General features: G+C 38.7%; 19 protein-coding genes. 8 read left to right on the top strand and 11 right to left on the bottom strand.

The genetic code is table 11. The features are described from left to right. Positions 1–5 precede the first annotated feature (5 nt). The gene (locus H9565_RS08955; RefSeq protein WP_215438918.1) at positions 6–1106 is read right to left on the bottom strand and encodes a BamA/TamA family outer membrane protein; all 1101 of its coding nucleotides are present in this window, start codon (positions 1104–1106) and stop codon (positions 6–8) included. 95 nt (positions 1107–1201) lie between these two features. On the opposite strand from H9565_RS08955, the gene H9565_RS08950 reads away from it, so the two are divergent. Beyond that, positions 1202–3445 carry an efflux RND transporter permease subunit gene (locus tag H9565_RS08950; RefSeq protein WP_215438917.1) on the top strand — a complete coding sequence of 748 codons (2244 nt, stop codon included), beginning with the start codon at positions 1202–1204 and terminating at the stop codon, positions 3443–3445. A gap of 507 nt (positions 3446–3952) precedes the next feature. Here H9565_RS08950 and H9565_RS08945 read toward each other — a convergent pair. The 3 genes from H9565_RS08945 to H9565_RS08935 all read right to left on the bottom strand — a co-directional run bounded on the left by H9565_RS08945 (position 3953) and on the right by H9565_RS08935 (position 6844). Next, positions 3953–5236, bottom strand: coding sequence for a tetratricopeptide repeat protein (locus H9565_RS08945; protein WP_215438916.1), 1284 nt, complete (start codon positions 5234–5236; stop codon positions 3953–3955). A gap of 93 nt (positions 5237–5329) precedes the next feature. Next, a complete protein-coding gene (locus H9565_RS08940) occupies positions 5330–6139 on the bottom strand; it encodes a DUF4331 family protein (RefSeq protein WP_246560448.1) in 810 nt (269 codons plus the stop codon). 24 nt (positions 6140–6163) lie between these two features. After that, positions 6164–6844, bottom strand: coding sequence for a DUF4331 family protein (locus H9565_RS08935; protein ID WP_215438915.1), 681 nt, complete (start codon positions 6842–6844; stop codon positions 6164–6166). Positions 6845–7135: 291 nt separating this feature from the next. Here H9565_RS08935 and H9565_RS08930 point away from each other — a divergent pair, with 291 nt between their 5' ends. After that, positions 7136–8323, top strand: coding sequence for an LETM1-related biofilm-associated protein (locus H9565_RS08930; RefSeq protein WP_215438914.1), 1188 nt, complete (start codon positions 7136–7138; stop codon positions 8321–8323). Between the two features lie 79 nt (positions 8324–8402). Here H9565_RS08930 and H9565_RS08925 read toward each other — a convergent pair whose 3' ends face one another. The 5 genes from H9565_RS08925 to H9565_RS08905 all read right to left on the bottom strand — a co-directional run bounded on the left by H9565_RS08925 (position 8403) and on the right by H9565_RS08905 (position 11915). Next, positions 8403–9158: a LytR/AlgR family response regulator transcription factor gene (locus tag H9565_RS08925; protein ID WP_215438913.1), complete on the bottom strand. Its 756-nt coding sequence runs from the start codon at positions 9156–9158 to the stop codon at positions 8403–8405. Positions 9159–9187: 29 nt separating this feature from the next. Further along, positions 9188–9523: a 2TM domain-containing protein gene (locus H9565_RS08920; protein ID WP_215438912.1), complete on the bottom strand. Its 336-nt coding sequence runs from the start codon at positions 9521–9523 to the stop codon at positions 9188–9190. A gap of 23 nt (positions 9524–9546) precedes the next feature. Continuing rightward, a complete protein-coding gene (locus H9565_RS08915; RefSeq protein WP_215438911.1) occupies positions 9547–9840 on the bottom strand; it encodes a 2TM domain-containing protein in 294 nt (97 codons plus the stop codon). Between the two features lie 145 nt (positions 9841–9985). Continuing rightward, the gene (locus H9565_RS08910) at positions 9986–11329 is read right to left on the bottom strand and encodes a 2TM domain-containing protein (protein WP_215438910.1); all 1344 of its coding nucleotides are present in this window, start codon (positions 11327–11329) and stop codon (positions 9986–9988) included. A 124-nt stretch (positions 11330–11453) separates the two neighbouring features. Beyond that, the gene (locus tag H9565_RS08905) at positions 11454–11915 is read right to left on the bottom strand and encodes an Lrp/AsnC family transcriptional regulator (RefSeq protein ID WP_215439476.1); all 462 of its coding nucleotides are present in this window, start codon (positions 11913–11915) and stop codon (positions 11454–11456) included. A gap of 159 nt (positions 11916–12074) precedes the next feature. Here H9565_RS08905 and metE point away from each other — a divergent pair, with 159 nt between their 5' ends. The 4 genes from metE (at position 12075) to H9565_RS08885 (ending at position 18429) form a co-directional block, all read left to right on the top strand. Continuing rightward, the gene (gene metE / locus H9565_RS08900; protein ID WP_215438909.1) at positions 12075–14399 is read left to right on the top strand and encodes a 5-methyltetrahydropteroyltriglutamate--homocysteine S-methyltransferase; all 2325 of its coding nucleotides are present in this window, start codon (positions 12075–12077) and stop codon (positions 14397–14399) included. 84 nt (positions 14400–14483) lie between these two features. Continuing rightward, positions 14484–16037: an NAD(P)/FAD-dependent oxidoreductase gene (locus tag H9565_RS08895; RefSeq protein ID WP_215438907.1), complete on the top strand. Its 1554-nt coding sequence runs from the start codon at positions 14484–14486 to the stop codon at positions 16035–16037. Between the two features lie 58 nt (positions 16038–16095). Next, positions 16096–17409: a DEAD/DEAH box helicase gene (locus tag H9565_RS08890; protein WP_215438905.1), complete on the top strand. Its 1314-nt coding sequence runs from the start codon at positions 16096–16098 to the stop codon at positions 17407–17409. A 261-nt stretch (positions 17410–17670) separates the two neighbouring features. Next, positions 17671–18429: an endonuclease/exonuclease/phosphatase family protein gene (locus H9565_RS08885; protein ID WP_215438903.1), complete on the top strand. Its 759-nt coding sequence runs from the start codon at positions 17671–17673 to the stop codon at positions 18427–18429. Between the two features lie 67 nt (positions 18430–18496). On the opposite strand, the gene H9565_RS08880 is transcribed toward H9565_RS08885, so the two are convergent. Further along, the gene (locus H9565_RS08880) at positions 18497–19330 is read right to left on the bottom strand and encodes an alpha/beta fold hydrolase (protein ID WP_215438902.1); all 834 of its coding nucleotides are present in this window, start codon (positions 19328–19330) and stop codon (positions 18497–18499) included. A gap of 141 nt (positions 19331–19471) precedes the next feature. Between H9565_RS08880 and H9565_RS08875 the strand changes: the two genes are divergently transcribed. Then, complete coding sequence (locus H9565_RS08875; protein WP_215438901.1) at positions 19472–20080, top strand: FMN-binding negative transcriptional regulator; 609 nt, start codon at positions 19472–19474, stop codon at positions 20078–20080. 6 nt (positions 20081–20086) lie between these two features. Here the strand turns inward: H9565_RS08875 and H9565_RS08870 are convergent, their stop codons facing one another. Then, positions 20087–21070 carry an NAD-dependent epimerase/dehydratase family protein gene (locus H9565_RS08870; RefSeq protein WP_215438900.1) on the bottom strand — a complete coding sequence of 328 codons (984 nt, stop codon included), beginning with the start codon at positions 21068–21070 and terminating at the stop codon, positions 20087–20089. 179 nt (positions 21071–21249) lie between these two features. Between H9565_RS08870 and H9565_RS08865 the strand changes: the two genes are divergently transcribed. Further along, positions 21250–21660, top strand: coding sequence for a TfoX/Sxy family protein (locus H9565_RS08865; protein ID WP_215438899.1), 411 nt, complete (start codon positions 21250–21252; stop codon positions 21658–21660). The last annotated feature ends 4 nt before the right edge of the window (positions 21661–21664 follow it).

Below are 21664 nucleotides of genomic sequence, written 5' to 3'. Positions count from 1 at the left end.
CGTTTCTAGAATGCCTCTTTTATCGTAAAATAGAAATTACCTCCTTCGCTAGACATACCATAATCTGCGCGTATACGCACACCATCTCTCTTATTGATAATGTACCGGAGCCCAACTCCTGCCGCATTTTTATAAGCAGATGAAAATAGATTGTCAAACGAGGGCGCTACCGTTCCAGTAGAACCAAAGACCGCTCCACCAAATCTTCCGGCAATTGGAAATCTATATTCCAAAGCCATACTCAATTCCGAATTATCCTGAAATCTTCTGTTATTGATACCTCGGGTACGCGGAGATCCCAAATAAAACAAATCGTAAAAAGGAGTACTCTTACTACTTCCCCCTAAAAAAACATTGGCAGCAACTACCTGTTTTTTTCCCACCTTCTGATAAAAGCGATTATCCAATTGAAATTTAGAATACTTAAAGCTAGAACCCAAAATTTTACTAGAAGTATAAACGCTTCCCTGAATATAGAATCCTTTGGTTGGGAAAAAGATGTTATCCCGTGTATCGTAAAACGCCTGTATACCAATGTTTGATATTGTACCGTCTTTCTTTCCTGGAACATCCGAGGCTTCTAAAATTCCATCCTCTTTAATTTTTAAACTACTAAAGTTATCAAACTCATAACCCAATCCTATAGAAAAACTGGGCAGTACCTCACGCATCAAAGCCAAGCGAGCCCTAGGAAAAGTAACCTCGTAGACTTCTTCGTCCTCCTCCATACTATCAATTCCAACTCCATAAAAATTATAGAAGTACTTATAAAAACCCAATTCACCCAAAAACCGCCATTTTTCATTATCCTTATAAAACTCAAAAGGCATATATAGTAAAAATTGACTCTTGGTAGTATAGCTTAACCCCAACTGTATGGATGAAGGCCTCGTTTCTCTCTGTTCGTTTCTGAGCCAAAAATTGGCAATACCTATTCCTCCAAACCCAAAAGCGGTTTCCGGTGTATAAAATGCTACGGGAAAAGCAGAAATTTTTAAATTCTTGACAATGGAGTCTTGACTACTTTGTTGCTGCTTTTGAGAGATTACAAAATTAACGCTTAAGCAAAGTAACAAGGCGGGTAATATTCTTTGTATGTTGGTCATTCTTTGTTTTAAGATACCTTATGTTTTAGTAAAGTAATTGATTATCGTCTTTGAATGGGTAATTTAGCGCTATAATTGTTCAGCAGATATTCCATATGCATAAATTACTTGCTTTAAAGAAAACCGTGCTTCTTGCCTTTGGTATTTTGAGTGTTTTAGCGGCAATGTCTCTGAATGATTTAAAGTTCTCTTTTGATTTTAGTCAGTTTTTTCCACAAGGAGACCCAGACCTATTTTTTTATAATGAATTTATTGATGAATTTGGTACCGATGATAATTTTCTACTAGTTGCCGTAGAAAATAATTCCGGTGTTTTTGAAGAAGAGTTTTTAGAACGTTTTCATAAACTATCAAAAGAAACCCGAAAGCTTCCGTACGTAACCGAATCCCAATCTCTTACAACTCTTTTTTATCCTTTAAAAACCTCATTTGGTTATACCAAATTACCCATTATCCATTTAGATGACCCTTCCCAATATAAAACCGATCTAGAAAAAATATGGGAAGACAACCTATATGTTGATGCGCTAATAGATGAAAATGCCACGTCTTTGGTACTAGCGTTGGAAACGGAGAACAAACTTGACTACGAGCAAAGCATTGTTCTTTTGACCGAAGTTAGAGCACTGTTGGCTAAATATGAGTTACCCGACCACCACCTTTTGGGCCGCGCCTATTTTTATGAGGCGTTGGTGGCCATGCAAAAACAAGAGGTGATAAAAACAAGTATCGCCTCCATTCTCTTGATATTCATTGTTTTACTGTTGATTTACCGCAAAGTCATCATTGTTTTCATAGCCTTGTTTTCCATAACCATAGCGCTCTTGCTCTTTATGGGGCTATTGTCCGTATTAGGAAAGGAGCTTAATGCAATGGCTGCTTTCTACCCTATTTTAATGCTCATAGTGGGCACTTCTGATGTAATCCATATTGTAGATGATTATCTAAACAAACTTAAGGCAGGGCTTTCCAAAGAGAACGCATTACTATCCGCACTAAAAGAAGTAGGTACCTCAACGCTTTTAACCTCTGCCACTACCGCAATAGGGTTCGCATCATTACTAACGTCAAAATCCAGTAGTATTAGTGATTTTGGTATAAATGCTGCTTTGGGAGTCTTAACAGCTTTTGTTACAGTAATTTTTCTAACTAGTGCTCTTATATTACTACCAAAAAAAGAGCTATTATTACCTAAGGAGACAACATCTAACCTATGGCCTGGGCTACTGGGCAAGGTGAATGATTTCACCAAGAAAAGACACCGACCTATACTTTACGGAAGTTTTATATTTACACTAGTCTGTGCATTTGGAGTTACCAAAATAGATACCAACTATCAAATTAAAGAAAGCTTACCGACCAATAGCCCTATTGCCACAGATTTTCAATTCTTTCAGGACCACTATTCCGGTTTTAGGCCATTAGAAGTGGCTATCATGACCCAAGGTAGCAGCAAAATATCCGATTTTGATGTAATCCAACAAATTGAGATGGCAGAGCAACAACTGACGCAAGAGGCACCTATAAAAAACATACAATCCGTTACAACATTCTACAAAGCCCTGAACAAAGCCCACAACTTAAATAAAACGGAATATTTTACACTGCCCCAAGACCATAAGACTTTTGATATCTATAAAAGAGACATCGAAAAAATGGCTCGTAAACAGTACAATAAATATGTTAACGGAAACGAGACCAAAGCCAGAATAAAAGCGAGAGTGCTAGATGTTGGTACAGATACTCTAAATCTACTATATAAAAGATTCGACAATTTTATCGCAAGTCAAACGGACTCCTCCAAAGTAAAATTTAAACTTACGGGAAGTGGGGTGCTCTTGGACAAAAACTCTTATTACATTCAAGATAGCCTCATAACCGGGCTTTTAGCAGGTTTACTGATTGTAGCTCTTATTATGACCCTTCTTTTCAGAAACTACAAACTGCTACTAATTTCATTACTGCCCAACCTAGTTCCCCTTTTGTTTGCAGGGGCTTTGTTAGGATATTTCGGTATTCCCTTGGAATCTACAATTTCCGTTGTTTTTGCTATTGTTTTTGGAATTGCCGTAGATGACACCATTCACTTTTTAGGAAGGTACAAGTTATGTAGAGATAGAGGGTTGAATAAAGAAGAAGCCCTAAACATAACTTTTTCAGAAACCGGTAGAGCGTTAATAATAACTACGCTTACCCTGTTCTTTGGCTTTTTAATCTTACTATTCTCAGCGCATGCCCCAAGCGTTACTATTGGTTTATTGGTAAGTGTAACCCTATTAACCGCACTGGTGCTGGATTTGCTGCTATTGCCCGTTCTAATTAGATCTTGGTTGAAATAAGGACGGAAATGAGCAAAAACAAAGCTTAAACAGAAAATACGCGTACAGTATCAACTTATGTTGTGAGTTCCAACAAAATGTAACTCTCCCATCAATTCTGTATTATCGCAGAGAAGGATAACGGCTATTTTTCAGTTTTAAGGGATTTTCTAAGGGCTCGTCGAGCTATTACGATGCGGTACAATAAAATAGACATAAATGAAAGCCAAGCGAAGAAAAGAATGTATTCCATAACACTACTAATTTTGGGGACTATTTAGGTTAAATCGTTCTTATTCAAGGTACAATACAATACCATAGAATAGCATATGTGTAATTTGGAAGGTAAACATAATAATTAGTTTTGAAATTTCCTACACTAAAGTTAAAAAAAACATAATTAATTTGTTTTTTTACTAAAAAAGGTGCCAAAACTAATATTTTGACACCTGGAACAACAACTCTAATCTAAAAACCTATGTAAAATCAAGTAGTTGTGAAGTGAAACTTCAACAAGCCCTTTATCTATTACAAATTCATAATACTTTTTTCTGACGAAGGTCCTAATTCATAAACCGCACCAACCAATTCTGCTTTTATTTCTTCGGCCTTTTCTACCTGTCCGGTCGCCTTATAAATTTCAGCCGCATAAAGTAGTATACCGGGTTCAAAAGTTTTGCCCTCAATATATTCTTGAACAATTTCCAAGGCTTTCTCTTTATCTCCCTTTTTGAAATGACTGTACGCTAACAAACTATAGGCTTCCGGAGTAGGTCTATTACCCACTTCCTCTCTTGAGAGCTGCAATGCTTTATCAAACTGATCCGTACGATCTAAATAAAGTGAAACGTTATAGGCATTGTACATATCTCCGTATGCCGGGTTTTTCACCATTTCAAAATATGCATCAAAATTGGAGAGACTTTTTAAATCATCTCCCATAAAATCTGCAATCTCGGCCTTCAACAAATAATAATCCGGCGCTTTGTAAGTTTTTGTAACAGAATCAAGAATACGCATGGCTTCCTCTGCTTTTTTTTCGTGCGAGAACACGATCCATGCTATTCCCTTCTTGGCATATGCATTGCCAGAATCTAACTCCAATGCTTTTAAGTAGTGCTTGTATGAGTCTTCAATTCTTCCGGCATGACCGTAATAGTCTGCCAAATTGGTGTAAGCCCATAGCCTTAACTCTTTATTTTTTGAATCATTGACCTTTTGTTTTGCCTTTTCCATAAACCGTATGGTAGTATCCAAGTCGCCTTTGTAATCATTCCATTTTGCCAATCGAATGAGATATCCAAAATCGTTCATGTTCTTTAAACTATCTAAGTAACTTCTAGCTTTACTGTAGTTACCCAGTTCCATATTCACATCAAACAAAAGTCCTAAAGTTTGGTCTACTCCACTGTTTACCGTTCGTGCTGAATCTGCAAGTTGTGCAGCCTCTCTAAAACGGTGTTGCGATACATAATTTCTGGCCAAAGCCCTATAATAATCGGCCTTTCCTATAGCGGCTATATCTACCGCTTTTTTCAGAACCTGCTCGGCCTTTTTTAAGTATTGTATGTCTCCAGTATTTTGAAAATACCGATTGTACTCCCCTCCTACTATACCAAAGCTCATAAGTTGCGAGCTATCCGGTTTTATCTTTGAATTCCAAAGTTCAAAATACTTTGAAGTTGTGTTGGCCGGTTGAGAGGTCAAATATTTATTATAATCTTCCTTATGTGTCAACAGGTCTTCTCCCTCGGTTTTACATGAGGAAAGAAAAAGCAACACAATGCATAGGGAAAGGGTAATGTATTTCATCTTCAAGTTTTTAAGGTTCGGAAATTATTGTTTTAAAAAAGGGAGGACGGGATTACCATCCTCCCCACTCCTTCTTTTTCATAGACTTGCGCCTTATTCAGGAGCTCCCAAATACGGGAATGTATCTGTAGGTTGTGCAGTAAAAGCAACACCATCCGAAACTAATCTTGGAAAAGTACCTACACCTTCTACTTCTTGTCCGTTAAAACGTGCTCCATCACCTCCACCAAATAGTAGAATTAGAGAAACATCAATAACATCGTCTTGTAGCGTTCTACCCGTTAAACCAATAGCTCCTTCATAATTTGGAGCACCCGTACCCGGGTTAAAATAGGTAGTTGGCAAATCTGGAGCAACCTCCAGAACATCGTTCGCCAAAATTGTGGTTAAAAGTTCTGCACTCACAGGATTATCAGTAAAACCATCCTTATCAGGACCATTCAAAATATCCCCTAAAATATTAGGCTGATAATTAACATCCTCCGGGTTAAGACCTAACAACTCTGCGTACACATCATGCAAACCTTCTAATCTATTTTCAAAATCTTTTTGATAAAACTCAGCTATAGTAGACGGTACAGCCTGGTTGTAAGGATCTTTAAAATCAGGAATACTCAATACTGTATTGATTCCTGGTCTACCCATAAAATCTACTTGAGCGTAGGTTCCTGAAAAATCCGGAGGTGTAACCATCATTCCGTCACCACCATCTCCGTCACCGCCACCATCTTCGCACGGCTGACAAGAAGTACCACCACAATCTACACCGGTTTCGGTACCGTTCATAACACCATCCGTACAGCTGGTCTCTACCATTTCTAAAGCGTCATCATCATCGCAAGCAACAAACATGGTAGCTGCACAAAGCGAGAGAAACATATATTTTAAAGTATGTAATTTCATTTTTATCGATTTTAAGATTAGTTATTATTGTTTTCTATTGGTAGTTACCCAAGTTTTGTACACTTTTAAGCCTAATGCGTTAGTTGCCGTAGTTTCTCCTAGAATGCTATTAGGAATCTCCAACACCAAGGCCATTGTATTGGCTCCGTCAAAAGTATCTACAGCCTCGCCCTCTGGTAAAAAACCTTCTGGTGCAGTACCGCCAATTACTTTATTAAATTGTCCAAAATCAAAAAAGAAAGCATCTTGTCTTGGTCCGGCAAAAAGAGAAACACCCTCTTCTGTGGTAGTCGTTAATGCACTTTCTCCAGATATAGCAACTTGCCCTAATGGAGTGCCAACCATAACACCACTTGTTTTTCCGGTTTCAGCAGGAACAACAGGACCAAAGAAATACATGGTATCTTTTCTAGGGATGGCCTGAATAACCAAATCCTCTATTAAGTCATTATTTGTATCAATATTGATTTCCGTTAATACATCTTCATCAAATGTTCCATATGCCAAATCAGGAAGTACGTTGGTCTGTAGATCTACAATAAATACCGTATTCTCTGGATTAGAAGGCGATTCAAATCCGTAGAAATCCGCAATATCCGCAGTATTGCCCGTTGTTCCTGGCGCATCAATATGATCAGCAGCCACTAGAACCGCACCAACAACGGCGAGGATTCCCATGCCAATTAAAAGTTTTGTCTTTTTCATTTTTAAGTTTTTAATGATTATTAATTCACCACTACTTACGGGACTTTAATAGCAGGGTTTGGTTTTAAATGTTAATAAAATGTTAAATGAAATATAGCAAAAACATTTCTCTTAGAAGCCCTATTACTTTTTACACATAATTAAATCCTCTCATTATTAGTAATTTGACAATACCCAACCCCATATACACCTACGTTTTTAAAAATGGGCTATCTAAACATATTCTATTCCCAACGAGGATTGTTTTTATTCATTTTAGCGTAATTTGGTACTCTAAAAACCAATAAAACTATGAACCCTTCGGCTTCAGGTTGGATCAATAAATTCGGTTCGCTTGTAGAAAAAGAGCGAGACCGCTACTCTAGTTTTGATACACTCTACCGTGACTTAAGAAGCACCGGTTTCGTTTACGGTATCAACATGGGTATTCCACAATTCATTGTTGCCGAACATAAACTTTCCGAAGATGAGTGTGCAAAAATCAACCTTCTAAACGCACTCTACAGCACCTATACCCTGGAGACCAGCAAAACGGACTTCAAGACTTTTTTAGAAGAAATTTTTCGGTTTTATAAAGAATTAGAGATTGGTCATATTTCTCTTCTTAGCAAAATACTTACGGGCTCACAAACGGCTGCGCAGTTAGAAAAACTAATAGATTCTAGAGTTTCTCTTGGAGATAACTTAATTAGCAAGACATTCAACAGCATTATTACCAATTCATTATTGTTTATAGATGTCCTTCTATTTAAGCGGTACTTATGCAATTCTATAAACATAAGAGAGCAGGCACAATTGGTAGAGTACCTTACCATAAACATTACCTATCACGCCCTAAACTCCAAAGAAAAGAACAAGAGCGATGAGCGTTTGGCACAACTGTTTGCGTCCTCATTGACCTTTATTGAAATTGATTCCCAAAATTTTGATGGTTCATACCGTGAAAAACTACTTGAGAACCGTTCCGAAATTGAAAACCGATATTTTTTAGATGTAGCCTGTTTGGCGGTATGGGAAGACAAGTCTTTAGAATACCAAGAATCAGAATTTATATTTGGTCTTGGAAAGGACTTGAAATTAGCAGAAGAGGATATTCTTAATTCCCTTGAGGAAATTAAAATTTTCTTTATAAAAAATTCCAAAACTATACCCTTTTTAAAAGACACCAATCTAGCGATTCAGTTTTATGATAACATGTCCAAAATGGTAAATAAACTGATTTTAAGAAATAGCAAGCGCTTACAAAAAGAACTATCCGAAAGTAAAGAATTGGTCTACCTCATTTCAAAATCTACCTTAAAAGATCTCACCCCGGAAGAAAAGAAAAAGGTACAAAACCAACTGATCGATATTTTTAAAAGCATACCTTCCTTAGCTATTTTTATACTTCCGGGAGGTGCCGTGCTCTTGCCCATTTTTATAAAACTAATCCCAAAGTTACTTCCTTCATCTTTTGATGAAAATCGTGTAGAAAAATAGATTTTTTTGCTAAAATAAGCACTATAAAGAAAATCTATACATGCTATTAATCAATTTTAAATCAAATTGTTAAATTACTCTACTCCAACCATAACTTAAAGTCTTTGACACGCTCCCTACTTACAATGATTTCTTGCTCATTAAAGTGATTTAACTTGATTTGAAGCCGAGAATTAGTGTAAGAAACAATGTCTTTTATATGATTTATATTGATGTAAAATTTACGACTCACCCGAAAGAAAGTTTGAGGCTCCAATTCATTTTCTAGATTTTCCAAGGTGGTGTCCAAAAGGTAATTTCTACCATCCGAAGTTGCCGCATAAGTTCCTTTATTTTCACTATAGAAACTTTCAACTTCATCTGCATTGATTATTTTTAAGTGCTGCCCCACCCTTGCCGTGAATCGTTTTTTATATTCCCGCTCCAACGGGTTTACCAAGAGGTTTTTTATATCGTCAAAGTTGAGCGTCAAAGGTTTGGTTTCAGGTCTTAAGGACCTATATTTTTCAACAGCCGTCTCCAGCTCCTCATCATCTATGGGTTTCAACAAATAATCAATGCTATTCAACTTAAAAGCCTGTAGCGCATATTCATCATAGGCCGTTGTAAATATTATAGCACTTTTCACCTCTACAACATCAAAAATCTCAAACGAAAGTCCGTCCGACAGCTGAATATCCAAGAATATAAGGTCTGGATGTGTATTATTTTGAAACCATTCAACAGCCTCTTCAACAGAGTGAAGCATTTGCGACACTTCTACACCTAAATTCAACAACAAACGTGATAACCGCCTTGCCGAAGGCTTTTCATCTTCTATAATTATGGTCTTCATACTGGGTTGATTGGTTCAAATCTAGTTACCTAAGAGTACTTTTTCATTTCGTTTTTATCCGCCTCCATATATTTCTGAATTTGGCGCTTCTCCCATTTTTTACCAAAGAAAGGATTATACGAGAACACCTTAAAACCATGAAACAAAACCCCTATTCCCCAAAAGAAGAATGTAGAAAACGTTCCGAAATTAAAGAAAGCCTCTGTAAAACTCTCGCCATTATTCATGTTACCGATTACAGCTCCGGTCATAACCATGATATTAACCAAAATAAACACAGCTAAATGAATATAAAACCCCTTTAATCGCTCTACCTGTTTCTTTGCCCTCGCCTGTTTACTCCTTCTATCTAATGATTGATCCATTTTAATTTGTTTTAACATTATACTTACTGCCATTTAGTTCTCTGCTCATCCTCCTGCATAAACTGCTTTATTTTGCGCTCTTCCCAATCACGTCCAAACAACGAATTATTTCCGAACGTTTTTATGGCTCCCACTACAACACCTATTCCCCAACCAAATGCAGCCCACAAAAACCAAGCATACGCAAAACCGTTGGTATAGTAATTTATAGCAGCCAAGAAACTTATGCCCACGACATAGGAAATTAACCCTGTATAAAATTTCTTCTCTGCCTCAACCCTTTCTTTTGCTCTAATGTATTTACTTTCCCTATCCATAATTTAAGTGCTTTATCAGTTATTACTACTGGTTCAAAATTCGGCCAAAACGCTCCATTTTTAAAATAATACTTCCTGAACTGTAATTTTTTAAGACCGAATTGCAAACTATTCATTTAAGTTACAAATCACCACTACAGCTGGACTAAAAGTTTTCATCATCCATATACTCCCGCATCTTTTTTTCCTCCCAGCGTTTTCCCCACAGTGGATTGGCACCAAAAGCTTCCATGGCGTGCATAGCCACTCCAAAACCCCATCCCATTACAGGAAAAATAACCCACGGAAAACTGGTTGTTCTATAATTTAAAAAGACCAAGAAGGGGATTACAATACAATACGCCAATAAATTACCGTAAAACCCTTTAATAGCCTCCACACGCTCTTTTGCCTTCTCATAGCGCTTATCCTGAATATACTCTTGTTGCACCTCCATAGTTGAAATTTGTTTTAAAAGTATAGGCAACTTGACACTGAACTCGGTTGCCGTTTTATCTATATGAACTTTCCTGTCCGTTAAAAGGGCATAGCGCTCACGTATATTGTACAAGCCCACACCACTGCTCTTCTTTACCACCTGTTTCTCCTGCAGGTTATTAATTACAATCAGTTCTCCTTCTTGCTCAAACACCCGTAAACGTAATGGCTTGCTAGAGGTTACCACATTATGTTTTACCGCGTTTTCAATTAGCAACTGAAGTGATAATGGCACTATCTTGGATTCCGGGTTCAAGGCTGCTTCTGGGATATCAAAAACAATACTGTCCTCAAATCGCATTTTCAAGAGCTGCACGTACGTTCTGGCAAATTTAAGCTCCTCATCAACTAAAACCAGGTCTTTACTTTTTTGTTCAAGTACATACCTATAAACCTTTGATAAAGAAGAAGTAAACTTTTGTGCTTGATACGGGTCTTCCTCTATAAGACTAGACAACACATTTAAACTGTTGAACAAAAAATGAGGGTCTAATTGATTCTTTAATGCATCAAATTTTGCCGATGCCGTATTGGCTATTATTTTTTGCTCCTTAACCTTATTCTCTTGCCTATACCTGTAATAATAGATAGCGTAAAAAACCATAGCTATTATCAGGGAAATTGCAGTAGAACGCAGGTAATTATCCGTTGAATGATATACCAAAGCCTCTTGAACAGACTTACCATAGAGGGAAACCATTGCAATAAAAGTGGCTACAAAAACACCAAAACAGGATATAACCGCATTTCCCAAGACCGCCAACACCATTCGCTTTAGGGTATATATATTTCTTTCATACTTCCTCAAAAGAAAATAGAACCAATACATATTTACAACATACAACACCACCGAAAATATGATGTTCACCATATACTCCCGCCAGACATCTTCGAAAATCAATTCAAATCTTTGCTCATTGGTAAAATACCAATATGTATTAAACCCAAAGAAGACTATGTTCCCGATAACAAAACCCCAAAAGAGCTCCTTTAAAATTCTACTGCCACCCATTTTTCTTGTTTTCTAAAAAACATCCATGCCAATTAGCGATGTAAAGATGCCCAACCATAGCCCGTTTTAAAAATGAATTTGACCCAACTGTAAATAAACCGCCCCAAACTGCAGTCCGCATCTACTAAAACGGAACACCATACCCTTGTTTTATAGTCCCAATTACAAAAGTGCTGTGCGCACTCCCTATATTATTTACAGCCCCCAAGGTGTTGATTACAAAGTCCTGATAATGCTTCATATCACGCATCAACACTTTTAACCTAAAATCATAATCGCCGGAAATATTATAACATTCCGTTACTTCCTTTACCGCGCAAATATCTTCAACAAATTGATTTCCAATATCTTTCGTATGTTGTTTTAAGGTGATATCACAAAAAACAATCAGCTCTAGCCCCATTTTTCCTGCATCCAACAAAGCGGAATACCCTTTAATATACCCCTCTTTTTCCAATTTACGAACACGTTCATATACCGGGGTTGGTGATAAATTGACAGCTGCAGCTAACTCTTTTGTAGTAATATTCGAGTTTTCTTGAAGCTGTTTTAATAGTTTCAAATCGGTCAAATCCAAATTTTCCATAGATAAATCGTCTTTAAAACATCCTTTACCGAACATTTACTTTTCATTTACACTTTAAAAATACCTATTTACAGTTAAATATTCTTAATTAAAATCATAATTATGGATAAAACATCCTTTACAATAGCTTTGCATAGATATTAATTGAAAAACAACAGCATGAAAACTACCAACCTTGGTTATCCCCGAATTGGAAGTAAAAGAGAATTAAAAAGAACCCTAGAACAATATTGGTCTGGAAAAACAGACCTTGAGTCCCTGTTGGCTACGGCAAAAAACATCCGGAAAGAAAACTGGTTGTTACAAAAAGAACAGGGCATAGACCTGATTCCGAGTAACGACTTCTCCCTTTACGACCAAGTATTGGACCTTTCTACAACCTTAGGGTGTATTCCAGAGCGCTATACTGCACTGGCAAACAACCCGTCTTTCTCCGGCCATGACCTTTATTTTGCCATGGCAAGGGGTATTCAACAAGATGGAGCGGATATTACCGCTATGGAAATGACCAAGTGGTTTGATACCAATTACCATTACATTGTTCCAGAATTTACTAAAAACCAAGTGTTTAATGTTTCTCCGGGTAAAATCATAAACGAGTACAAAGAAGCAATAGACTTAGGTATCAAAACCAAACCGGTACTGATCGGCCCTGTTTCTTTCCTTCTATTGGGAAAAGAAAAGGAAAATGGCTTTCATAGAATAGACCTTTTAGAAAGACTTCTTCCTGCGTATGAAGAAATTCTTCAGCAATTGGTTGATGTTGATGCGGAATACATTCAATTTGACGAACCTTATTTGGCGCTCAACCTTACGGAAAAAGAGCAGCGCGCCATACATCAAACCTATTCATATTTCGCCACCAAATTCCCTAGTTTAAAATTAACGGTCGCCAATTATTTTGACTGTTTTGGCGAAAATATAGATACAGCATTAGCTCTACCCGTACACACTTTACACTTAGATTTGGTACGTTGCCCGTTACAATTAGATGATATTATAGAATCAAATAAACTAAATAGTTATACACATTTATCTTTAGGAGTAGTTGATGGTAGAAATATCTGGAAAAACGACTATGAAAAATCCCTTAAACTGGTTCAAAAAGCAATTGATCATGTAGGTGCCGAACGCGTTCTTATTGCGCCTTCCTGTTCCTTGTTACACTCCCCTTGCGATTTGGATTTAGAATCAAATGAAAAGAATCTAAACGGAGAAATCAAACAATGGCTGGCCTTTGCCAAACAAAAATTAGAAGAAGTTGCCACGATCAAACAGTTGGCCAATAAAGAGAACCTTTCCGGAAGTCTGGAAAAGCTAAAAAAGAATAGCGAAGCGCTTGCCAATAAAAAAACGGCAACGCTAATTCATAATCAAAAAGTAAAACAACGCGTAAGCGCCCTTACCGCCAAAGACGACCAAAGGGAAAGCACATTCCCAACCCGACAGAAACTTCAGAAAGAAGCTTTAGACCTTCCTTTGTTCCCTACCACTACCATTGGTTCTTTTCCACAAACCAAAGAGGTACGTAGCTGGAGGGCCAATTTCAAAAAAGGAAATTTATCTGCAGAGGAGTACAATGTTCTTTTAGAAAAGGAAACTAAGGAAACCATAGAATTCCAAGAGCGTACGGGGCTAGACGTACTTGTACATGGTGAATTTGAGCGAAACGATATGGTAGAATACTTTGGGGAACAACTAAACGGATTTGCCTTTACCAGCTTTGGTTGGGTACAGAGCTACGGTAGCAGATGCGTAAAGCCTCCTATTATTTACGGAGATGTATCCAGGGAAGCGCCTATGACGGTTAAATGGTCCGCTTTTGCACAATCGTTGACCAAGAAACCCGTAAAGGGAATGTTGACCGGCCCGGTTACCATTTTACAGTGGTCCTTTGTTCGTAATGACCAACCACGTTCTGAAACCTGTACACAGATTGCGTTGGCCATCCGGGATGAAGTTGTAGACCTTGAAAAGGCCGGGTTACAGGTAATTCAAATTGATGAACCTGCCATTAGAGAGGGGCTACCCTTACGTAAAGAAGATTGGGATACTTATTTGAACTGGGCCATAAAGGCATTTAGAATTTCCGCTAGTGGTGTAAAGGATGAAACGCAAATCCACACCCACATGTGCTATTCCGAGTTCAATGATATCATTTCCAATATAGCGGATATGGATGCCGATGTCATTACCATTGAATGTTCAAGATCGCAAATGGAACTTTTAGACGTTTTTGCAACTTTTAAATACCCCAACGAGATTGGACCGGGAGTGTATGACATTCACTCACCAAGAGTTCCGGAAAGGGCGGAGATGGTTGCTTTAATGGAAAAAGCTGCCAAACAGATTCCGGTAGAGCAGATTTGGATCAATCCGGATTGCGGGTTAAAGACCAGACACTGGCCGGAAACCAGGGAAGCCCTTATAGAAATGGTAGCCGCAGCTAGAGAATGCCGCCAAAACAGTGCCGTTCTAGCGTAACAAACCCAAATTAAAGTTCAAAAATGCATCCCACAATTCGTAGGATGCATTTTTTTATATCATAAAGCGCAGTAGCTTTGCACTATGGTAAGAAGAATTCAGTTACGCGTATCGTTAAAAGAGGAAAGCAAGCCCAACATCCTCTTACAGAAAACTGCCAAATATTTGAGTGAGGACGAGAAGAACATCACCATTAAGGTGTTGCGTAAATCTATTGATGCCCGTAAACCTACCATCTATTTCAATTACAAAATGGAGGTCTACATTAACGAGAAACCTTCAAAAGCTCCCGATTACGAATTTAAATACCAAGATGTTTCCAAAGCCAAGGAAGTTCATATCATTGGTTTTGGCCCGGCAGGCATGTGGGCGGCCCTACGCTGTCTGGAACTTGGATACAAACCTATTGTTTTAGAACGCGGGAACAACGTCCAAAACAGAAGACGGGATTTAAAAGCCATCAATCAGGACCATACGGTAAACGAAGATTCCAACTACTGCTTTGGCGAAGGCGGTGCCGGCACCTACTCCGATGGTAAATTATACACCCGCAGCCTTAAACGCGGAGACGTACGCCGTATTTTTGAAAGTTTGGTCCATCATGGCGCTACGGAAGAAATCTTGGTAGATGCACACCCACATATCGGCACCAACAAACTGCCTAAAATTGTACAAAACATAAGGGAAACCATAATCGAGCATGGTGGCGAAGTCCATTTTAATACAAGGCTTACCAATTTCACCGTAAAAAACAACAAGATAGAAAGTCTACAGTTGCAGAACGGGAATGAAATGAAAGCGAATAGGGTTATCCTGGCCACGGGACATTCGGCGCGGGATATCTATTATTTACTGAACGACAAGAAAATCGGCCTGAAGGCCAAATCTTTTGCCATGGGCGTTCGTGTAGAACATCCTCAGCATATAATCGATTCTATCCAATACCATTGTTCGGGCGAGCGCAACGAGTTGCTTCCCGCTGCCGCATATAGTTTGGTAGAGCAAGTCAAGAATCGTGGGGTGTATTCTTTTTGTATGTGTCCGGGTGGATTTATCGTTCCGGCTGCAACGGCTCCCGGAGAAGTGGTCGTTAACGGTATGTCTCCATCTAAACGAAACAACAAGTTTGCCAATTCAGGTATCGTAGTAGAAATCAATGCCGATGAAGATTTGTACAAATATGAACGTTTTGGAGTGTTGAAAGGATTGGAATACCAGAAAGATTTAGAGCGATTGGCATTTACCGCAGGCGGAAGAACACAAACGGCACCCGCGCAGCGTCTAACGGATTTTGTGGATGGAAACCTTTCGGCGGACCTCAACCCCACTTCTTACCAACCTGGATTAAATTCCGCTCCGTTACATTCCTTACTTCCAAAACTGATCGGTGGCAGACTTAGGCAAGGTTTCAAAGCTTTTGGCGATAAAATGAAAGGGTATTACACCACCGAAGCTAATATCGTAGGGGTAGAATCCCGAACATCATCTCCGGTTAATATTCCCAGAAATGAAAAAATGGAGCACCCTGAAGTGGAAGGGCTTTTTCCTTGCGGAGAAGGCGGTGGCTATGCAGGCGGAATCGTTTCTGCCGCTATGGACGGTGAACGGTGTGCAGAGGCTGCCGTAGCGGGTCTATAATTAGTGTTTATAGGCTTATCCAAACATTAGCCGTATCTTTGCCGCTTATTAAATATACATGACATTTAAAGATTTAGGTATTGCTTTGCCTATACTCAAAGCTATTGAGGAACAAGGATACACAAACCCGACCCCCATACAGGAACAAGCCATTCCAATTTTACTTAACAAAAAAGACCTTTTAGGAGTTGCACAGACAGGAACCGGAAAAACTGCCGCGTTCAGCATTCCTATTATACATCATTTACACAAGAGTCAAGAACAAACTAGAGGGAAACGACGTATACGTACCCTTATCGTTACCCCTACACGCGAACTAGCGATTCAAATAGCCGATAACTTTACGGCCTACAGTAAGCATACCCACATTAAGAATACCGTAATTTTTGGCGGTGTTAAGCAATCCCGACAGGTAAATGCTTTGCGCAACGGGGTGGATGCGTTAATTGCCACACCAGGACGGTTATTAGATCTAATGAACCAGAACATTATCTCTTTACGGGATATTGAATTTGTTGTTTTGGACGAAGCTGACCAGATGTTGGATATGGGTTTCATTCACGATATTAAAAAAATAATTGCAAAGCTACCCAAGCAGAGACAATCGCTTTTCTTTTCGGCAACGATGCCATCAAGTATCGTAGAGCTTTCTAGAACGCTTTTAGGAGATTTTGAACGGGTTACCATAAAACCACAACAGGCCACGGCCGAAAAAGTGGAGCAAGGTGTTTATTTTGTTAGCAAACCTAACAAGCCCAAATTATTGGTGCACCTTATTAACGAGCGTCCTAATGATTCCGTTTTAGTGTTTTCACGTACAAAGCATGGTGCCAATAAAATAGTCAAGAAACTAGCGCAAGCAGATATAAAGTCCGCCGCCATACACGGCAACAAATCACAGACCGCTAGACAAAAAGCCTTAGGCGATTTTAAGGACGGAAAATTAAGGGTCTTAATCGCTACGGATATTGCCGCAAGGGGAATTGACGTTGAAGAACTCTCTTTAGTGGTAAATTATGATTTGCCCAACGTACCGGAAACCTATGTGCACCGAATTGGTAGAACAGGACGTGCGAGTGCCAGCGGTATTGCTCTTTCTTTTTGCGACAAGGAAGAACGCGCATATTTAAAGGACATTGAAAAATTGATCAAACAACAGGTACCGCGTATGCCGGAGCATCAATTTATTGATGGAGATGAAGGCGAAGAAACTACAGAGGAAAAAAGACCTCAGCAAAGACGCCCTTCAAACAACTCCAGAAACAATAGAAATAGAAACAGGAATAGAAATCGTTCTGGTAATTCCAACAACAGGAATTCAAATAACAGGAATCGTGGTAATTCCAGCAGGCCTTCCCGTAGAGAAGACTAAAAGTATCTCGTTCATTCTTGAACAATAAATCTACCGTAAAATGTTTGGGCCGTATAATACAGCCTACTCGTTTTACGGTTTTTCTTTTTCTATTATTTAAAATAACAGTTTCCTAATTTTCCATTGGGAGAAGTGAAATACAAAATACTTAAATTGCCTTTGCAAACGAATATATCTCAACTAAATATGGCTTTAAAATCATTTTTTGCTTCGCTCCTATTTTTCACTCTTAGCATAACACATGCCCAAGATATAACGGTAATGAGCTACAATATTAAATATGATAACGTGAACGATACCGTAAACAATTGGAACGACCGTAAAGCTCCTATGGTTAAGCTGCTACAGCATTATGCGCCCGAATTTGTGGGTATGCAGGAAGTTCTGTTTAGCCAATTGACTTATTTGGACGAGGCGCTAAAAAACTATAACTACATTGGTGTAGGTAGGGATGACGGTAAGAAAAAAGGCGAGTTCTCCCCTATTCTTTACAATAGTAAAAAGTATAATCTATTACAGTCCAATACATTTTGGCTTTCACCAACACCGGAAAAAATAAGTGTGGGTTGGGATGCCGCTATGGAACGAATTTGCACCTATGGCCTATTTGAAAATAAGATGAACAAACAAAGGTTCTGGGTTTTTAATACGCATTTTGACCATGTAGGAACGGAGGCCCGTGAAAAATCCGCAGCACTTATAATCAAAAAAATCAATGAGATAAATACGGATAATATACCCGTGATGCTTACTGGAGATTTTAACTTGAAGCCAGAATCAGAACCTATTCAATTTCTAAAAAAGGAAATGACAGATGGCAAGGAAATTACCCAACAGCCTTTTTATGGTCCTACTGGTACTTTTAGCGGGTTTGACCATTCACGAGTGCTAGACCATCGCATAGACTATATTTTTGTTAAAGGAGTGAAAGTTGAAAACTACCTTCACATAGATGACCGGATGGAAAATAACAAGCATATTAGCGACCATCTTCCCGTAATGGCAACCGTTAGAAAATAGCATAATTCCAAAACAAAAAAAGCCCAAAACTTAACAAGTCTTGGGCTTTTATGCTTTAAACCTTCGTTTACTTCTTAAGGAAAGAAATTAGGATTTCATTCAACTGATCGGCATGAGTTAGGTTTAGACCGTGCGGTGCACCTTTTATTACCTCATACTGACTACCCTTGATTCCCTTTGCCGCTTGATCGGCCGATGTTGCCTGAGGTACTGTAGCATCGGCATCACCATGTACAATAAGCGTGGGCACAGTAACATTTTTTAATTCAGGCCTAAAGTCCGTATGCATCCAAGCTAAAGCCGCCTGAATCGTTGCTCGTGGTGAAGCATGGGACGCTATGCTAAAGTCATACTCTAACTGAGCCTCGCTAACCTTATCCTTGTTGTCATCATAATTATAAAAACCCGTTAGGAATTTTTCCTTTAAGAATCCAGCGCGATCGTTCTGTAAAGCATCTTTGATTCCGTCAAGAGCCTCTTCGGGCACACCATCCGGATTATCATCTTTCTTCTTCACCAACGGAATTATGGAACTGATCAACGCAGCTTTTGCAATTTTGTCCGTTCCATAGTCTGTCATGTAGCGCACTACTTCTCCGCCTCCCATAGAAAACCCTACAATCACGGCGTCTTTCAGGTCCAAGTCCTCAATTATAGCATTCAAATCGCTGGCCAAGGCAGAATAATCATAATCGCCCCATGGAGCCGAAGACGCTCCAAAACCCCTTCTATCGTATGCTATGCATCGGTAGCCTTCCTCAACTATTTTCCAAACTTGCTGCTCCCAAGCTTTGTGGCTTAATGGCCAACCGTGAATAAGTATAACCGGCTGTCCGGACCCGTAATCTTCGTAAAATATATCTACTTCTTCTTTTCCTTTTCTGTTCTTTATAAATGGCATATATTTAATTTTAAAGTGAATTTAAATTTACGGAATGTTTGCAATAGACCTTGCTTCATTCGCATTAATATTCGTCTTAAAAAGATACTTTTACAATTTCTTAAAACACAGTTTTAAAAGAACTGACAATCAATTTAGTTTATGTTCGTACCTGATCAGCACCGCAATGAAAATGTTTCAGAAATTAAAGAGTTTTTAAGGGCGAACAGTTTTGGCATTCTCGTAAGCCAATACCAAAACAAACCCTGGGCTACACATATTCCTTTGGAACTAGAAACTACTGAAGATGGAAAAGAAGTGCTTACCGCACATATTGCCAAAGCCAACCCCCAATGGCGCGAGTTTGACCAGAACGAAGAAGTGCTCTGTATATTTAACGGTCCGCACTCTTATATTTCGTCCTCTTGGTACAAAGAAGAAGAGGTCCCCACCTGGAACTATATTGCCGTTCACGTGTATGGGAAGTTGAAAATTTTAAGCGAGGAAGAAGTCATGGCTTCCATGCACCGACTGGTAGATAAGTACGAAGCAAACTCCAAGAACCCAATTTCGCTAAAAAACATGTCTCCCCAAACCTTAAAACAAGTAAAAGGTGTAGTAGGTTTTCAGATTGAGATTACGGATATCCAGGCCCAGTACAAGCTTTCCCGTACCCGGGAGCAAGACCATCCTAAAATTATTGCTGAGCTTGAGGACACCAAAGACCCCATGCGTATTGAAATTGCCAAAGCCATGAAAAATAAAGCCTAATTCCTTTTATATTGATTTATAAGCCTTGAGGATTCGTTCTATTTTATCATCTTTTTCCTGATTGATGATTTTATGCTGCGGATTTTCATTAAACCATTTTAGTGTTCTTCTTATACCTTCAGAAAAAGGAATGGTAGCTTTAAAGCCAGGAACAAAGGTCTTTATTTTACTATTGTCAAAAATGACACTTTCCCCTTTATCCGCCAATAGCGTACCGGTAAACGAAGGTTCCATTTTACAAATAAAATCAGAGGCTATATGTACCACCTTAGCTTCTTTGCCCAAGGCATCCGCTAGAATTTTATAAATCATATTCCAACTTAAGATTTCATCGGAAGTAATATGAAACGCATGGCCAATGGCCGTAGTTAACCCCAACAAGCCAACAAAACCCTTTGCAAAATCATCGGCATGGGTTACGGTCCATAACGAAGTACCATCTCCATGAACAATAATTTCCTTTCCTTTTAAAATACGGTCCGCCGTTGTCCATTCCCTAAAACCCCCAATGGCAATAGGAATTACCGTATCATAAGTTAGCGAGGGACGGACTATGGTAATAGGAAAACCGGTTTCTCTATAGGCCTTCATTAAACGGTCTTCACTTCTAATTTTATCGTGCGAGTAATCCCAAAGATTATTGCATAACGGGGTTGATTCGGTTATAATTGGATATTGTAACGGAGTCTGATAGCAAGATGCCGAACTGATGAATATATACTGTTTTGTCTTTCCTTGAAACAATTGAATATCACGCTCTATATCTTCGGGTGTAAAGGCAATCCAATTAACTACCACATCCCAGGTATGCTTTTGTAATTCAGCAAGTTCCTCCGGTTTATTTATATCGCCTAAAATTGTATTCACACCAGCCAGTCCCGCCTTATTTGTACCTCTGTTCAAATGATAAAGGTCAACACCTCTTTCCACCGCCAGGAGGCTAGATGCTGTACTTATATTTCCCGTTCCCCCAATAAATAAAACCTTCATTACGCTGTCATTTTTTGTTGTTCGAATATACTCATTAGCAATGGTAATCCCATAATGTCATAGGTTTATTGAAATTCCATGATACTCCACCCCTAGCGTCATAACCATTTAAAACAAAACTGTACTTTTGAATAACGGACAGGCCTTTATACCAACTTCCTTATCCTAAAAGACAAAGTATGGCTTACGACGAATATCTTGCAGACCGATGTAGACAAATATTAAAGCAAAAGCATGTGTATTCCCAAGAGAAGAAAATGATGGGCACCCTATGCTTTATGGTAGATAATAAAATGTCCTTTGCCATTACTATTGATAAGGACAGTGAGTCTTCTCGCATGATGGCAAGAATAGGAAAAGAAAACCAAAACGAAATACTTCAATTGCCGCATTGCAGACCTATGGATTTAACTGGACGCAAAATGAAAGGTTATATTTATGTAGATGCGGATGGATTGGATACCGAAGAAGACTTAGAGCGTTGGATTCAACTTTGTCTGGATTTTAACCCATTGGCAAAAAAGAGCAAAAAAAAAGTAATAAAAAAATCCCCAATGAACTATAAGTCCATCAGGGATTTCTATCTATAATCAC

It is taken from the genome of Zobellia russellii (assembly GCF_018728565.1).
GTDB classification, from domain to species: Bacteria; Bacteroidota; Bacteroidia; order Flavobacteriales; family Flavobacteriaceae; genus Zobellia; species Zobellia russellii.
Note: the sequence above shows the minus strand (reverse complement) of the source record. Positions and strands in the feature narration are given on the sequence as shown.

What these genes read in the sequence shown, in the direction of transcription:
- H9565_RS08955 (WP_215438918.1), bottom strand. Translation starts at nt 1,106, where the DNA reads ATGACCAACATACAAAGAATATTACCCGCCTTGTTACTTTGCTTAAGC.
- H9565_RS08950 (WP_215438917.1), top strand. Translation starts at nt 1,202, where the DNA reads ATGCATAAATTACTTGCTTTAAAGAAAACCGTGCTTCTTGCCTTTGGT.
- H9565_RS08945 (WP_215438916.1), bottom strand. Translation starts at nt 5,236, where the DNA reads ATGAAATACATTACCCTTTCCCTATGCATTGTGTTGCTTTTTCTTTCC.
- H9565_RS08940 (WP_246560448.1), bottom strand. Translation starts at nt 6,139, where the DNA reads ATGAAATTACATACTTTAAAATATATGTTTCTCTCGCTTTGTGCAGCT.
- H9565_RS08935 (WP_215438915.1), bottom strand. Translation starts at nt 6,844, where the DNA reads ATGAAAAAGACAAAACTTTTAATTGGCATGGGAATCCTCGCCGTTGTT.
- H9565_RS08930 (WP_215438914.1), top strand. Translation starts at nt 7,136, where the DNA reads ATGAACCCTTCGGCTTCAGGTTGGATCAATAAATTCGGTTCGCTTGTA.
- H9565_RS08925 (WP_215438913.1), bottom strand. Translation starts at nt 9,158, where the DNA reads ATGAAGACCATAATTATAGAAGATGAAAAGCCTTCGGCAAGGCGGTTA.
- H9565_RS08920 (WP_215438912.1), bottom strand. Translation starts at nt 9,523, where the DNA reads ATGGATCAATCATTAGATAGAAGGAGTAAACAGGCGAGGGCAAAGAAA.
- H9565_RS08915 (WP_215438911.1), bottom strand. Translation starts at nt 9,840, where the DNA reads ATGGATAGGGAAAGTAAATACATTAGAGCAAAAGAAAGGGTTGAGGCA.
- H9565_RS08910 (WP_215438910.1), bottom strand. Translation starts at nt 11,329, where the DNA reads ATGGGTGGCAGTAGAATTTTAAAGGAGCTCTTTTGGGGTTTTGTTATC.
- H9565_RS08905 (WP_215439476.1), bottom strand. Translation starts at nt 11,915, where the DNA reads ATGGAAAATTTGGATTTGACCGATTTGAAACTATTAAAACAGCTTCAA.
- metE (WP_215438909.1), top strand. Translation starts at nt 12,075, where the DNA reads ATGAAAACTACCAACCTTGGTTATCCCCGAATTGGAAGTAAAAGAGAA.
- H9565_RS08895 (WP_215438907.1), top strand. Translation starts at nt 14,484, where the DNA reads ATGGTAAGAAGAATTCAGTTACGCGTATCGTTAAAAGAGGAAAGCAAG.
- H9565_RS08890 (WP_215438905.1), top strand. Translation starts at nt 16,096, where the DNA reads ATGACATTTAAAGATTTAGGTATTGCTTTGCCTATACTCAAAGCTATT.
- H9565_RS08885 (WP_215438903.1), top strand. Translation starts at nt 17,671, where the DNA reads ATGAGCTACAATATTAAATATGATAACGTGAACGATACCGTAAACAAT.
- H9565_RS08880 (WP_215438902.1), bottom strand. Translation starts at nt 19,330, where the DNA reads ATGCCATTTATAAAGAACAGAAAAGGAAAAGAAGAAGTAGATATATTT.
- H9565_RS08875 (WP_215438901.1), top strand. Translation starts at nt 19,472, where the DNA reads ATGTTCGTACCTGATCAGCACCGCAATGAAAATGTTTCAGAAATTAAA.
- H9565_RS08870 (WP_215438900.1), bottom strand. Translation starts at nt 21,070, where the DNA reads ATGAAGGTTTTATTTATTGGGGGAACGGGAAATATAAGTACAGCATCT.
- H9565_RS08865 (WP_215438899.1), top strand. Translation starts at nt 21,250, where the DNA reads ATGGCTTACGACGAATATCTTGCAGACCGATGTAGACAAATATTAAAG.